The sequence below is a fragment of the Campylobacter sp. genome (assembly GCF_017646085.1).
Taxonomy (GTDB): domain Bacteria; phylum Campylobacterota; class Campylobacteria; order Campylobacterales; family Campylobacteraceae; genus Campylobacter.
In genome coordinates this window covers 1-14,912 of sequence record NZ_JAGCNF010000011.1, presented here as the reverse complement: position 1 = coordinate 14,912, position 14,912 = coordinate 1, and the positions used below count along the sequence as shown (strand labels likewise).

The window sequence follows — 14,912 nt, the reverse complement described above, 5'->3', positions numbered from 1 at the left end:
GTGAGGGAGATGGTGTAAATCTACTTACTGTACATGCTAGCAAGGGATTAGAATTTAATTTAGTATTTGTTGTGGACTTAGCAGAAGGTAGATTTCCAAATTCACGCTTAATGAGTGATATAGAAGAGGAGAGGCGGCTGTTTTATGTAGCAGTTACACGGGCAAAAGATGAATTAGTATTAAGCTATGCAAAGTATGATAAGATAAGAAAAGTAGAGTATCAGCCAAGTTGCTTTTTAGTTGAAGCTGGAATGGTAAGAAATTCGGTATAAATATTAAATTTTGCTTAAAATAAATTTCTACTGCTAAGACTATAAGAAAAATTATAGAAAGTTTGCTTATAATAAAGATAAAATTTAATTAAAGGATGAAAATGATTGACAATACATTAAACGATACTAGTCGTATCAAAGACCCTAGATATATATCTAAGCTTATTAAAGCTGATGAAGCAGCAGCACTTATTCCGCATAAAGCTCAAGTCGGTTTTAGTGGATTTGTTGGTGCTGGTAGCCCACTGTATGTTCCATTAGCAATAGCTGCACGAGCTGAGGCGCTTCACGCAGCAGGTAGTGAGTATAAAATCAGCATATATTCTGGTGCTAGTACAGATGTGGATCTAGATGGAGCGTTAGCTAAGGCCAATTGTGTTGAGTTTAGAACCCCATTTAATACAGATCCTAGTATGAGAGGTCGTATAAACTCTGGTGAGGCTAAATATCTTGATGTACATCTATCTTCTCTTGCGTGGCAAGTAGAGTGTGGATACTTTGGCGATATGGATTTTGCAGTCATTGAAATTTCAGGTATTACTGAAGATGGTAAATTGATTCCTACTACATCAGTAGGTAATAATCAAGCATGGTTAAATGCTGCTAAAAATGTAATTTTAGAGCTAAATATAAAACAACCAAAAGAGCTAGATGGATTTCACGATGTATATGTTCAAGCTAAACCGCCATTCCGTGAGCCAATCCCACTAAAAACTGCTAGAGACCGCATAGGTGAGCCATATATGAGTGTGGATTTCGATAAGGTTGTAGGTGTAGTTTTAAGTTCAACTGATGATAGGTTAAATAGCTTTACTCCACTTGATGATGTATCTATAGCAATAGGCGATAATGTGGCTAAATTCTTTGCGGCTGAAGAGGCTGCTGGTAGATTACCAAAAGGCAAACTTCTACCACTTCAAAGCGGTATTGGTAATGTTGCAAATGCGGTTTTAGCTGCTCTAAGTAAAGCTGGATATAAAGGGCTTGAGTGCTACTCAGAAGTTATTCAAGATGGTATGTTAGATTTAGTTAAAGATGGCACAGTAGATCTTGCTTCAGCATCAGCTTTATCACTTAGCCCAGCAGCTGTAGAGGAATTTAGAAATAATGTTGATTTTTATAAAGAGCATATTATCCTTCGCCCACAAGAGATATCAAATAGCCCAGAGCTAGTAAGACGACTTGGTGTAGTAGCAATGAATGGTATGCTAGAGGCTGATATATATGGTAATATCAACTCTACAAATGTAATGGGTACACAGATGATGAATGGTATAGGCGGTAGTGGAGACTTTGCTAGAAATGGATATTTATCTCTATTTTTAACCCCATCAGTAGCAAAAGGTGGAGCTATTTCAGCGATCGTACCATTTGTAAGCCATGTAGATCATACTGAGCACGATACTATGGTAGTTGTAACAGAGTATGGATATGCTGATCTTAGAGGTTGTAGCCCTAGAGAAAGAGCACAAAAGATGATAGCTATAGCTCATCCTGATTATAGAGATATGTTGCAAGACTATTTTGATAGAGCATGTGCTCAGCCAAAACCAGGTCATACTCCACATATCTTAAGTGAAGCATTAAGCTGGCATGATAGATTTAACAAAACTGGAAGTATGAAGAAATAATCTTATAAAGCTTAGCCTTGGAATAATATTTTTTGAACTTATCTAGAATGTAAAATTACTATAAATATAGATAATTTTACAAAGATAAGTTCAAATTTATACTAAATTTTCTTATAAAATCAATAAAAATAATTATCAATCAAATAATAAAAGTTTTAAATTTATACATTTATAAATTGGCTGCATTGTAAAATAGACTTAAAATGTATAGTTATTTTGTAATTATACAGTTTTTGACGCTACGTTTGCCTTTATATAGGCGTTTATCAGCTTGGTCAGTGAGTTTGTCTGGGTCAGTTCCACTATCAGAAATCCCAAATGTCACAGTAAAGTGAATTGAGCGATCGGTAGAGACTTTAACTGGTGTTTTATTTATGATAAATCTGATATTTTGAATTTGAGTAATAAAGTTATTACGACTAGTATTTGTAGCCACAATGACAAATTCCTCGCCACCCCAGCGACACACGATATCAGATTTATTAGCGTTATCTGTGAATATTTGAGCTAAAGTTTTTAAAACCTCATCACCGATGTTATGACCAAATTTATCATTTATACTTTTAAAATTATCAATATCGCACATAGCAATTGTAATTGTTTTATTGTTTTTTTTAGTTAAAATAGAGTGCAAGGCTCGTTTATTAATTAGACCAGTTAGATGATCTGTTTGTGAAGCAGTTCGTAATTCGTTTTTGTGCTTGTGAAGATCTTTGATATTTATCTGATTTACAGTATTGTAAATTTTAAAAATCATCACAAACAAAAACAATAAAAAAGCAAGATTGCTAAGATAAAATATTTGTGAAAAGTCGCCTGGTTCTTTTGGAAAATATACATTTGAGATCATATAGACAACTATAAAACCAATAAAATCAAATCCAGCTAATAGATAGTTTATGATACGTTTTCTAAAAATATTTAGATATGTAGTAGAAGCAATTGCAATAATAATAAGGTAAAATCCATAATCCCATCCAAGTATAGTAGTAGCAAGCATCGATGAGATTACTATATGAAGATGTGCTAAGAAAAATGCTCTATCATAATTATTATCATCTATAGCCTTAAGTGAGATAAAATAGATAAAAATTCCAAGAAATGAAATAACTGATAGTTCGCTCATACCAACCAGATAAAATACTATAGAATATAGAAGTGTTACAACTAAAAATAGAGTTATTATAAATTTAAAATTAAAAGTTAGGTTATCTTTGATTAGGTTCATATTTTTCCGATACAACTTGGTTTTTGCCTTGGTTTTTTCCACGATAGAGTAGGTTATCAGTAATACTTATAGCATCATTTATCTCGATAGCATTTTCGATATATAATAGACCAAATGTTGCGCTGATAGGAACTTTATCAGGGTTAGCGCTATGGATAGTGATTCTGGCTGATTCTGCAATTTGGATACATTTTTTAAAGTTTTGGGCTGGAATAATAGCTAAAAACTCTTCACCGCCCCAGCGGCAAATTTTACCAAATTTAGATATTTTAATATTTAAAATCTCAGCAACTTTTGATAAAACAATATCGCCAAAGATATGTCCATAAGTATCATTTACATTTTTAAAGTTGTCTATATCACATAAAATGATAGCTAAAGAACGAATTTGATGATTTGAGAGCATTTTAAAATGCTTGGAGATAATTTCATTCATCGGTGCTCTATTATAAAGACCAGTTAGATAGTCAATCTCAGCAATGTTTTTATAGCTGATATTTTGCTTTTGTGTAGCAATTATATCAAGAGTCGAGATAGTACTAGTGTTATCTTGTAATACAAAAAATTTCAATGCAATCATACAAAAACAAAAGATAAAACTAATATGTCTAATAGTCTCAGAGCCGTAGTTTGCATCAAGTCCGCTAAAGGTAAAATATAAAATAATAAATAGCGTAAGCTGCAATAGTGGAAGCGTAATTTTTAAGACTAAATTCTTAAGAGGCGAGGCGTAGTTAATAGCTATAAGTTCAAGTAAAAATAGCTCAAATCCATAACCCCACCCTAAAACCAAAATAGATGATACCATGATATATGTAGCACTAAGCTGTATCCATAAATTTATAATTTTTTCAAATTTAGGTTCGTTAAAATCTATATAAAGTGCCATTGATACAAAGAAGCATATGGCAAAATTTATAAATAGAAAAAACAGTCCTGAGTATGCAAACATTGAGCCATATACGGCTAAGATGATAATGTATAATAGTAATAGCTTATGATAGATCTTAGGATATGATCTTAGCTCTTTGGCAATGACACTCATAGCAGGGTAGATTCAAATCCAAATTTATTAGCAGCGACTCGTAAATCCTCAATAGTATCTATGCCGATGCTTTGGCTATTTATCTCTAGCATTGCAATTTTTTTAGCACTTGAGATAACACGAAGTTGTTCAAGCTTTTCTATATTTTCTAGTTCTTTAGTTGTAAGTGCGCAAAACTGTGCTAATGTGCTAACGCTATAACCATATATCCCAATATGCGCTTTATATAGATCACAGCGGCTGCGTGGATATGGGATTAGTGAGCGTGAAAAGTATATAGCATAATCATTTATATCTGTGATTACCTTGACTAAATTTGGATTTTGAGCCTCTTCTGAGCTGGCAAATTTCAAACAACTCGTCATAAATGCACCATCATTTATTCTTTGAGAGGTAAAATCTCTAAATTTACTTAGATTTTTCTCCTCAAAAAATGGCTCGTCTGCTTGTAAATTTATTACAATCTCATCATCTTTTAGTCCAAGCTTTTTAACCGCTTCATTAATTCTATCAGTGCCACTATCATGAGCTTTACTAGTCATTATCGCTTTTATTCCAAATTTTTGTGAAATTTGCAAGATATCTTCACTATCGCAAGCTACCACAACATCATCGCATTTGTTTGCTAGCTGAGCAGTTTTAACAAACATAGGAACCCCGCCGATATCAGCAAGGATCTTATTGGCAAATCTAGTAGAGGCTAGTCGTGCAGGTATTACTATCATTGTTTTATCCACTCTATAATATTTGATTTTATCTGATTTTTTTTAACTACATCTGTATGAATAGCCTCTTCTTTAAATAGTTTGATTATACTTTTTGGAAGCTTTACATGATATTTGTTAGCTAGTAGTTGCATATCAGCAAGTTCATCGGTGCTGGTTCTATTTTTTAGCGCTTTGATCATACTTGGAGTAAATTTAACCCATTGAGCAGTTGAAGTTATCACAGTTATATTTTCATCATTAACTAAATTTAGACAAGTTGCAGTATGTGGGTCAATTAATATACCTGATTTTGCCATTTTAGAGATATTTTCTATACACTCATCATCAGTGCAAAATGCTGCATCAAAGTCAGCTTTTAATACATTTAGCTCATCGTTTGTTAGTTCATATTTTTTATTTGTTGCTAGGCTATCCATCAGCTCTTTGGTTCTAACTGCACCAAATTTATCAAATAACAATCTCTCAATATTTGAACTAATTAAAATATCCATTGCTGGGCTGATTGTTGAAATTAACTCTTTATTATTTAAATCATAAATACCAGTAGTAAAAAGTTGAGTTAAGATATTATTTTGATTTGAAGCAATTTTTATTCTGCCAATATTTGCACCCATTTTTTTAGCATAGTAAGCGCCAAGCGCATTACCAAAATTACCACTTGGAACAATTATATCAATTGGTTCTTTATTATTGTTTATACTTACGCAGACATAGATATGGTAGATAATTTGAAATAAAATTCTGCCAAAATTGACCGAATTCGCAGCACTAAGATTGTAGCCCAATTCAGCTAAAACTGCTTTAAATTCATTATCATTTAATAATTCTTTAAGTGCTTGCTGAGCATCATCAAAGTTGCCATCAATTCCGATTACTTTTAAATTTGGTGCCTTTTGATTTACCATTTGAAGTCTTTGAACCTCGCTGGTACCATTTTTTGGATATAGGCAGACAACTTTTATATCTTTAGCATTTTCAAATGAGCTTAGTGTAGCTGGCCCAGTATCGCCGCTAGTAGCGCATATTATGAGCTGTTTATTACCATTAGCTAAAGAGCTAAAAATTTGCCCAAAAGGCTGAAGTGCCATATCCTTAAACGCTCTAGTTGGCCCATGCCAAAGCTCGTTAATATATAGATCTTTATGAACTCTTTTAATCTCAACAGCGCTTTTATCAAACTTCTCATATCTACTAAGTGCTTTTTTGAATTTATTCAAACTAATATTAAAGTTAAATTTTTTAATAATCTCTAGCGCAAAATCTTCATAATTTAATCTAGCTAATTTTTTAAACTCTTTTTTACTAATTAGTGGTAAATTTATTGGTGCATATAATCCGCCATATTTGGCTGCTGGATTTAGCAATGCAGTATCTAAATTTACTGATTCGTTTAATTCATCGGCGCTTTGAAGTCTAGTGCCTACTAGCATTGGAGCAGTTAGTGCTTGGAGAGTTTCTAGATGTTTTGAATTTATCTCGCTTAACTTTTCAATGGAGAGATATTCGCATATTTTTGGGTCTAATTCACCTAAAATAGCCTTGATTTTTTTAAATTTACCGACAACAACTAGCATTGCTTGATTAGCAGCTAGTTCTTTATTTGCCCACGCTTTTGCATTTATTGGGTTTAGATTGTGAATTTGGCTTACGCATTTATGATTTGCTAGCTCCTTGGCTAAATTTGTTACTTCGAATTGATTTAAAATTATGCTTAAAAGTTTCATTTGATTATACTCCCTATACCTTCGTCTGTGAAAATTTATAATAATAATGAGTGCGGAATCTTACCATCGATAATGTGTGCTGCACCTACACCATTTTGAATACACTCTAAGCAAGCATCAACTTTTGGAATCATTCCACCGCTGATTGTACCATCTTTTTTAAGTGCTTCAATGCTATCTTTATCTAGTTTGCCAATTAAATTTGATTCTTTATCTAGCACGCCTCTAATATCGCTTAAAAATATTACTTTACTAGCTTTTAATTTGCTAGCAATTGCGCTAGCACATAGATCAGCATTAATATTATATGATTCGTATTTATCGCCAATAGCAATTGGTGCAATTACTGGAATTAATCCATCATCTAAAAGTGAATAAATCAGTTTATCATCTACGCTAGTAATATCACCGACAAAGCCATATTTGCCATCATTCATTACCTTAGCCTTTAGCATATTATCATCTTTACCGCTTATTCCTATAGCTCTTGCGCCATGCTTATTGAGCATACTAGTAATCTCTTTATTTACTAGACCACTTAGTGCCATTTCTACTACTTGCATTGTATCTGTATCTGTTACTCTTAGGCCATCTTTAAATTCGCTTTTAATATCAAGTTTATCTAAAAATGAATTAATAGTCTTACCGCCGCCATGGACTAGAACTACTTTAATACCGACAATTTGCAAAAGCACGATATCTCTAGCAAAATCATTTTTGAGTTTTTCATCAATTTGTGCTGCGCCACCATATTTGATAACAAATATTTCATCTCTAAATTTTTGAATATATGGCAAGGCGCTTAGGATTACCTCAGCTGTTCTACTGCTTTTTAGCATATTTTCCCTTTTTAAAGTTTTGGATATATTGTATCTGAATTTTGGTAGTTTTTGATAAATAATTTGATTTTATTTACAAAATTTGGAGAAATCGTTGTTTTTAAGTCTAAAATTGAAACACTTAATCCAAAATCTTTGATTTTTACATAATCTTTTTGGGTTACTAAAAGTGAGTTAGCATTATATTTTTTAAGTATGCTTTCACACTCAAATTTATTAAACTTATGATGATCACCAAAGAACTCATATCCAATACATTTTTTAAATATAAACTCTAATCTTGAAGGATTAGCAATAGCAGTCATTAAAACCATTTTTGGCTGCGGATTTATGATAGTCGTTTTTTTGATTATATCACTACTGCTCGGGATAAAATCAGCTAGACTATAAAAGCTACTTGGATAGCGATAAACTCCGCTTGGGATGGTGAAATTTAGTCGTGGGGTTTTGGCTGGACGTAGTAAAATATTAAATTTAAAAATATTAGCCTTTCCAAATCCATCATCTAAAATAATAAGCTTAGCCCCTAAATTAATAGCTTCATTAATAGCGATTTTGCGATCGTTTGAGACTATTATATTGGCATTTTTTAAATTTGTAGCATATTCCATTGCCTCATCGCCACTAGTTGCTACATCACATTTTATATCACCATTTAGTGCTACAATTTGCATACCTTTTGACTCTCTTTTATAGCCTCTTAGGATTATAAAGGTTTTAAATTCGTGATTAAACTCATTAAAAATTGCTTTAGTTAATGGAGTTTTGCCACTTCCGCCTAGAACTAGATTGCCAATACTAATTATTGGAATTGGAAATTTTTGCGCCTTAGATAGTTTAAATTTAATCCAAACTATACAATAATAAATCGCTGATAACGGTAAAAGTAGGGCGCTAACAATAATCTCAAAAACGCTTGGCTGGTAAAAATATCTCTCTAGCCAAGCGTGAAATTTGCGTTTAAACACGATTTTGTGCTACTGATTTGACTGCATTGCAGATATAAAGCGCTTCTTCATCACTAAGTGCGGCATATATTGGCAGTGATAAAATTTGTTGATAGGTTTTAAGCGCTTTAGGAAAATCATTTACTCTTAGATGATATTTAGTCTTATAGTAGCTTAATAGATGCATAGGGCGGTAGTGCAAGCTAGTGCTAATTCCCATCTCTTTTAGTTCTCTAGCAAAACTATCACGGTTTTTATCGATTTTAATAATATATTGGTTATATATGTGATCTCGCTTAGCTAGTGGCGTAGTAATATGTGGGCAATTTTTTAACTCTTCATTATATATTGCTGCAATTGCCTTGCGGCGTGCGATAAACATTCCAAGTTTTTCAAACTGAGCAATTCCATATGCGGCACAGAGCGAATTTAGATCATATTTTTGCCCAATATCAATTACGTCATACATATATCCTAGATTGCCATCTTTATCAAAACTATCATTTATTATAGCGTGGTTACGTATTAATCTAGCACGATTTGCCATCTCATCATCGTTTGTAACGATTATTCCAGTTGTAGCCACAGCATGCTGGACTTGTGGATTTATCTGAAAGCATGACATATATGAGTTCATATTGCCAATTAAATTTCCATTAAATGTAGCGCCCATAGCCCTACTAGCATCATCAATGATTTTTATGCCATATTCATTAGCAAGGCGGTAAATTGCCTCCATATCAGCGCTTTGCCCAGCTACATGCGTGATAAAAGCAGCCTTTAGCTTTTTGTGATTTTGGGTTTTTAAAATCTTTTCTAGCTCATTTGGATCAATGTTAAAATCATCTTCGCAAATATCAACAAATATCGGTTCAGCATCAAAATGTCTAATTACCTGAGCTATACTAGGAAAAGCATTAACTGAACAAATAATCTTATCTCCACGTTTTAAATCCATTGCACATAGGCTTAGGTGAATGGCAGCTGTGCCATTATTTGTCGTGATAGCATGCTTAGTGCCAAAGAACTCTTTTATCTTATTTTCTAAATTTTCAACCATATAATTGGCATTTTTGTCTAAGGTCTCTTTGATAAGTTCATGCTCTCTATCTGTGATTAAGGGGCGAAAAAATGGTATATCTCTCATCAAATCTCCTAATTTTATATATTTGGTGTTGCTGGTAGTTTTTGCTTGAAGCTATTTTTGGTGATTCTAGCAGTTATTTTATTTTTAAAGTCGCTATCAAATTTAGATAAATCTTCGCCATTTTCTATGGCTTTTAGCAGTTTATCAATCTGAGCATAGCTGTATCCGATATCACTTTCATCGCTTTGATTTTGCCATAGATCAGCACTTGGAGCTTTGGCTATGATTTTGTGATTAACACCAAGGTAGCTAGCAAATTTAAATAGATCGCTTTTATAAATATTTGCTAGTGGATTTAGCGCGCACGCCATATCCCCATAAATCGTACCATATCCTAGCATTTTCTCACTTTTATTTGTTGTACCAACAACAAGCGCATTAAGCAAACTAGAGTGATCGTAGAGTAAAATCATACGGATTCTAGCAGCAATATTTCCAACTCTTAGCTTATCATTTGTATCGCTAAAAGGTAAAAAACTAGCCAAAATATCACTAATATCAATAATTTGGTAATCCAAATTTAACTTACTAGATAGCTCTAAAGCATCGTTTAAATTTGCTTGATTTGAGCTAGAAGTTGGCATTATAAGTGCTTTTGTAGGAGCGACTTTGGTACAAAGCGTAGCCACAACCGCAGAGTCTAAGCCGCCACTTAGTCCAAGGACAAAACCCTTAGCACCAGAGCTTTTTAGGTAAGAATCAAGAAAATTTAGAAGGTTATTTTCTAATAATTTAAAATTTTCCACTAATATCATCCATTAAAAATAGTACAAAATTATATCTAGATTATGGTAAAATCTATCTTAGAATATTAGAAAAAAACTTAAAAAAGGTAGTAAAAATGCAGATTATTTCAAGAGCTTTTGGGATTTATGGAACCAATTGTTATGTAGTTGTTTTAAGCGATGGAGAGATTATAATCGATCCAGGCGATGGTGCGCTAGAGTGGATTGAGCGTGTGTGTAAAAATCCATTAGCGGTATTTTGTACGCATGGACATTTTGACCATGTTTATGATTGTGATGCTATTAAAGCAAAATTTGGCGTGGATATTTATATACCTAAAGATGATGTATTTTTGTGTCAAAATGACCCGTTTGGACTTTTGCAGGCTAAATTTAACCCTGATATTTTAGTAAGTGATGGAGAAGAGTTTGAGTTTAGCGGAGTTAAATTTACTTTTTGCCATTTCCCAGGGCATACTCCAGGATGTAGTGTAATAACGGCTGGTGATGTGATGTTTAGTGGAGATTTTATATTTAAAAATTCAATTGGTCGATATGATTTTCCTTTTAGTGATGGTAGATTAATGAAGCAGAGTCTAAAACACGCTGTAGAGTTAAAAAATTATAAAATTTACCCAGGGCATGGTGAGCCAACAAGCTTAGATGCTGAGAGAAACTCGCTAATTAGATGGGCGCAGGCAATTTAGCCTTCTGCGCCTATATAAGATGGATTAAATTTATTAACAAATCAAGATTTGTTAAATTAGCCTTATTGTTGCGATTCATCGCTTGTCATTTTACGTTGCTGAAGTCTAAATATATGCTCTTCTAGTACAACTATCTGATAGGTGCCTTCAAAGATTTTAATCTCTTTGACTGTGCCTATGACCTTAACCTCACGCTTTTTAGACTCTTCGTAGTAGGCGTGCGCCTCAAATTCTACCATATCGCCAACTTTGGCTGGTGCGTATAGATTTACCTTTGCGCCTATAGTTACAGAGTGAGGCGTATTTATAGCTACATGCGCAGCCCACTCAGCCGCACCAAATATAAATCCACCATGAACTAGCTTTTCATCATCAAAAACCATTTCATTGCTAGTCATTAGCGCAGTTTTGGCATAGTTTGGCTTCATATCTACTATCCCGCCGCATAAAGTGGAGTTTATAGTAGCTGGTATATTTAAAAGCCCTTGAAAAATCTCAGCACTATCAATTAATCCAATATCTTGCAAACTCTCATCATACTCATTCATAATATACCTTTAAGTTAATCTTATATAAATTCTTTTTGGTGCTGGATAACCTTCTATTGTCTTAGAGTTATCATTTGGGTTTAAAAAGTCACCAAGACTTTGCCCATCTATCCACTCTGTTTTACGCTGTTCAAACAAGTCAGTTTCCTTAGTAGCTAAAATTTCAAAACTTTTAAATTTAGCCCTTTGACACCAGTTTTTAAGCGCTTTAACACTTGGAATAAAGCTAATATTTGGAATTTTAGAGTAGCTACCATTAGGGCTTAGTACCATTTCATCATCACGCTCGATGTACATTGTATCTATAAATACCTCACCGCCTGGATTCATTGCTGATTTTAACTCTTTTAGGCATTTTATTGGGTCGCTTCTGTGATATAAAACTCCAAGGCAAAATATTGTATCAAATTTACTTCCACATTCAGGTAGGCTCTCTACACCAGCAATTTTAAACTCAATATCACTTTTAATAAAGTGATTAATAAAACTAAATTGCAAAAATGCTAGCTCACTAGGGTCAAACCCGGTTATACTTTTTGGATTAAATTCGAGCATTTTAAACATATAATAGCCGTTATTACACCCAACATCTGCGACACTTTTACCTTTTAAATTTAGATATGGTTTTAAAATATTAAACTTAACAAAGCTTCTCCATTCACTATCTATAAAAAGCTCATTTAGATTAAATGGTCCTTTTCGCCACGGCTTAAGCGCAACTGCAATTTCTTTAATCTCTTTAGTGAAATTTGGGATATTAATCCGCACACTCTCATCTAATGTAAGTTCACACTTATCGCTAGGCAGCTGTAAAATTTGCTTTAAAAGCTCATCGTAAGCTTTATTATTCATATATCTCTTTCCAATCTACTAAATTTTCATCACATTTTTTGTGATATATACCAGCTGCGTCGTAGTACTCCTTGCAACTGTTGTAGTATTTGTCTGAAATCCCTCGTTTATTTACCCAAAGACACCCTTGTAAAAATAGTGCCAAAATCACAAATATAATCAAATTTTTCATAGTGATAATGTTACCATTATTTTGTTTAATTTTGATATAATTTTATAAAAATTTGGAGTAAAATATGGAAATCTTGGATAAATTTAAAGGAATTTGCGCTATTCCGCATTGTAGTTTTGATGCTTTGCAGCTTAGAGATTATTTAGTTGATTTTGCTAAAAAGAGTGGATTTAGCGTTAAGATTGATGAATTTGATAATATCTACGCTATCAAAGGTGAGCCAAAAATTTGCTTGCAGTCACATTATGATATGGTTTGTGTAGGAGATGCGCCAAATATTGAGCTAATAGATGATGGAAAAATTTTACGAGCTAAAAATTCTAGCTTGGGCGCTGATAATGGAATTGGCGTAGCAATTATGATGGATATGATGGAGAAATTTGAAAATCTTGAAGTGTTATTTAGTGCCAATGAAGAGGTTGGCTTGATTGGTGCAAATGGCTTTAATGGACGCATTATAAGTGGTAGGCTTTTAAATCTTGATAGCGAACATGAAGATGGTGTATTTATAGGTTGTGCTGCTGGTGAGCTAATACATGCTAGGATTAAAGCTAGTAAAGTACCGGCTAATAATAGACTTTATGAGCTAAGTGTCTTAAATTTACCAGGTGGTCATAGTGGGCTAGAGATTATTAAGGATATTCCAAATTCAATTAAAATATTGGCTGAATTTATTGCTAAAAATAATGGTAAAATTGTAGATATTAATGGCGGTGAGCGTAGCAACTCAATTCCTGTAAATGCTAAAGGGCTAGTAATTTGCGATGAGATAATACATAGTGATGATAGGGTAGTGGTGCGTGAGCTTGGCGTTGGAGAGGAGGTATTAGAATTTGGAGATAATATCTTAGCGCTAATTAATAGCTTTTCTCAAGGAGTGCGAAGCTACGATGAGAATCTAAAAATCGTGCGTGATAGCATAAATCTATCAAGGATTAAGAGTGATGATGGAATTATAGAGTTGGAGTTTTTTGCTCGTTCGATGAGTGAAGATGGGCTAGAGAGGCTTAAATTTGAGACTGCAAGCTTAGCAAAATTAGCAGGGTTTGAGGTAAGCTTTTTTGAGAGAAGTGGGGCTTGGACACCAAAAATTGGTGAATTTGCTAATGTTGTTTTGAAATTTATGCAAGAAAATAATCCTAAGGTTAAATTTCAAGCTGTTCATGCTGGACTTGAGTGCGGCGTATTTGTCGCTAAGCAAAATGGATTAGAAGCTGCATCAATAGGGCCAAATATCTACTCTCCACACAGTATAAATGAGCACTTAGAGATTGACTCACTAGAAAAAATAGCTAAAGTGGTAGAAAAAATAGTAGCATATTATCAAAAGTAAATAATGATGTAGTTATATGGAGGTTGTATCTACACTGTTGTAAAACAAAATCAATAAGCCTTGATAATAAGCAGTGAATGTAATTTTTAATATACATCTCTTCTTTTTATGAAGACAAATTTGCCATAGGGAAGCTGGCCCTATGAGCATAATTCCTATAATATAATTTATATTTTTTAAACTCTATCTTGTTTAATAATTTAAAGTATAGCAATATAGATAAGAATTTATATGTAAAAATTTTGATGTTTGGATTCTTGGGCGCAGATTTCTACGCCATTAAAAAACTAGTTCATCGTGATTATAAATTAGATTATAATTATAAATCAAATATCTAAGTCAATCAAAAATTAATAAAAAGATAAAATAATATAGCCACAATAAAGCTAATATAAAACTAGATCAAAATCCAAGTCTATTCATTATATCTTTGATATTGTGTTTGTTTTGGATTGGTTCTAGCTCCCAAATTGGGTTTTTAAGCTTCCAACCATTTTCACATTGTTCAAACATATCGCCTCTAAATTTTTCACAATACTCTAGCACTTGGCTTGGTGTTAAATCCAAATAAGAGGCCATCTTTTGCATATAAAACTCACCATATTTGCCATCAAGCTCACGAAGTAAAAATTTACCTTCATCTTGAGTGATATTTCCTTTTCTTAAATCATATCCTACATGGTCGCTGCACTGTCCAAAGCCAAATTTGATATATTTAAAATATTGATTACCTATAGTAAGATATGTATCTAGCTGAGAACACCTACGATATGTGCCCAAATCATATGGATTTACATCTGATGGATAGATAGTTAGGCCGTGTTCTATGGCAAATTTAGCATTATGCAGCATACTCCACTTATTAGTGTAGTAGTTTAGCCAGACAGCAGTTACATCTTTTTGAGTTAGTTCTGATACTGGGACTTTGTATAAGAATAGGTCTTTAAGCTCAGTATCTTCGTCCATATAAATTTCAACTGGATTATCTTTAAGAGTGTTTGAGTTTATTATATT

General features: G+C 33.1%; 16 protein-coding genes. 4 read left to right on the top strand and 12 right to left on the bottom strand.

Translation table 11 applies throughout. The features are described 5' to 3' along the window. Positions 1-272 (top strand): 3'-5' exonuclease (locus tag J6V67_RS00605; RefSeq protein ID WP_291857230.1); only part of this gene is annotated, 272 nt, incomplete at its 5' end. Positions 273-373: 101 nt separating this feature from the next. Further along, positions 374-1,903, top strand: coding sequence for a succinate CoA transferase (locus tag J6V67_RS00600; RefSeq protein WP_291857228.1), 1,530 nt, complete (start codon positions 374-376; stop codon positions 1,901-1,903). A gap of 211 nt (positions 1,904-2,114) precedes the next feature. Here the strand turns inward: J6V67_RS00600 and J6V67_RS00595 are convergent, their stop codons facing one another. The 8 genes from J6V67_RS00595 to J6V67_RS00560 form a co-directional block, all read right to left on the bottom strand. Continuing rightward, positions 2,115-3,131: a GGDEF domain-containing protein gene (locus tag J6V67_RS00595; protein ID WP_291857226.1), complete on the bottom strand. Its 1,017-nt coding sequence runs from the start codon at positions 3,129-3,131 to the stop codon at positions 2,115-2,117. Continuing rightward, entirely contained in the window at positions 3,112-4,176 is a 1,065-nt protein-coding gene (locus J6V67_RS00590; protein ID WP_291857224.1) for a GGDEF domain-containing protein, read from the bottom strand. The genes J6V67_RS00595 and J6V67_RS00590 overlap by 20 nt, the downstream gene beginning before the upstream one ends. After that, complete coding sequence (gene kdsB / locus J6V67_RS00585; protein WP_291857222.1) at positions 4,173-4,901, bottom strand: 3-deoxy-manno-octulosonate cytidylyltransferase; 729 nt, start codon at positions 4,899-4,901, stop codon at positions 4,173-4,175. Before kdsB ends, J6V67_RS00590 begins: the two co-directional genes overlap by 4 nt. Next, entirely contained in the window at positions 4,898-6,334 is a 1,437-nt protein-coding gene (gene thrC, locus J6V67_RS00580; protein ID WP_291857232.1) for a threonine synthase, read from the bottom strand. Before thrC ends, kdsB begins: the two co-directional genes overlap by 4 nt. A 329-nt stretch (positions 6,335-6,663) precedes the next feature. Continuing rightward, positions 6,664-7,467 (bottom strand): acetylglutamate kinase, encoded by an 804-nt coding sequence (gene argB, locus J6V67_RS00575; RefSeq protein WP_291857220.1) that lies wholly within the window; start codon positions 7,465-7,467, stop codon positions 6,664-6,666. An 11-nt stretch (positions 7,468-7,478) separates the two neighbouring features. Next, the gene (locus J6V67_RS00570; protein WP_291857218.1) at positions 7,479-8,435 is read right to left on the bottom strand and encodes a tetraacyldisaccharide 4'-kinase; all 957 of its coding nucleotides are present in this window, start codon (positions 8,433-8,435) and stop codon (positions 7,479-7,481) included. After that, positions 8,428-9,561, bottom strand: coding sequence for a DegT/DnrJ/EryC1/StrS aminotransferase family protein (locus J6V67_RS00565; RefSeq protein WP_291857215.1), 1,134 nt, complete (start codon positions 9,559-9,561; stop codon positions 8,428-8,430). The genes J6V67_RS00570 and J6V67_RS00565 overlap by 8 nt, the downstream gene beginning before the upstream one ends. 14 nt (positions 9,562-9,575) lie before the next feature. Then, a complete protein-coding gene (locus J6V67_RS00560) occupies positions 9,576-10,307 on the bottom strand; it encodes an NAD+ synthase (protein ID WP_291857213.1) in 732 nt (243 codons plus the stop codon). A gap of 95 nt (positions 10,308-10,402) precedes the next feature. Here J6V67_RS00560 and J6V67_RS00555 point away from each other — a divergent pair, with 95 nt between their 5' ends. After that, complete coding sequence (locus J6V67_RS00555; protein ID WP_291857211.1) at positions 10,403-10,993, top strand: MBL fold metallo-hydrolase; 591 nt, start codon at positions 10,403-10,405, stop codon at positions 10,991-10,993. 62 nt (positions 10,994-11,055) lie between these two features. Here J6V67_RS00555 and J6V67_RS00550 read toward each other — a convergent pair whose 3' ends face one another. Genes J6V67_RS00550 through J6V67_RS00540 form a run of 3 tightly spaced genes read right to left on the bottom strand, consistent with a single transcriptional unit; the run spans position 11,056 to position 12,565 of the window. Then, a complete protein-coding gene (locus tag J6V67_RS00550) occupies positions 11,056-11,541 on the bottom strand; it encodes a PaaI family thioesterase (RefSeq protein WP_291857209.1) in 486 nt (161 codons plus the stop codon). Positions 11,542-11,550: 9 nt separating this feature from the next. Then, complete coding sequence (cmoB, locus tag J6V67_RS00545; RefSeq protein ID WP_291857207.1) at positions 11,551-12,393, bottom strand: tRNA 5-methoxyuridine(34)/uridine 5-oxyacetic acid(34) synthase CmoB; 843 nt, start codon at positions 12,391-12,393, stop codon at positions 11,551-11,553. Next, complete coding sequence (locus J6V67_RS00540) at positions 12,386-12,565, bottom strand: hypothetical protein (protein ID WP_086234455.1); 180 nt, start codon at positions 12,563-12,565, stop codon at positions 12,386-12,388. The genes cmoB and J6V67_RS00540 overlap by 8 nt, the downstream gene beginning before the upstream one ends. 64 nt (positions 12,566-12,629) lie before the next feature. Here J6V67_RS00540 and J6V67_RS00535 point away from each other — a divergent pair, with 64 nt between their 5' ends. After that, the gene (locus tag J6V67_RS00535; RefSeq protein ID WP_291857202.1) at positions 12,630-13,898 is read left to right on the top strand and encodes a M20/M25/M40 family metallo-hydrolase; all 1,269 of its coding nucleotides are present in this window, start codon (positions 12,630-12,632) and stop codon (positions 13,896-13,898) included. 402 nt (positions 13,899-14,300) lie between these two features. On the opposite strand, the gene J6V67_RS00530 is transcribed toward J6V67_RS00535, so the two are convergent. After that, positions 14,301-14,912: hypothetical protein (locus tag J6V67_RS00530; protein WP_291857200.1), on the bottom strand; the 612-nt coding region annotated here is incomplete at its 5' end.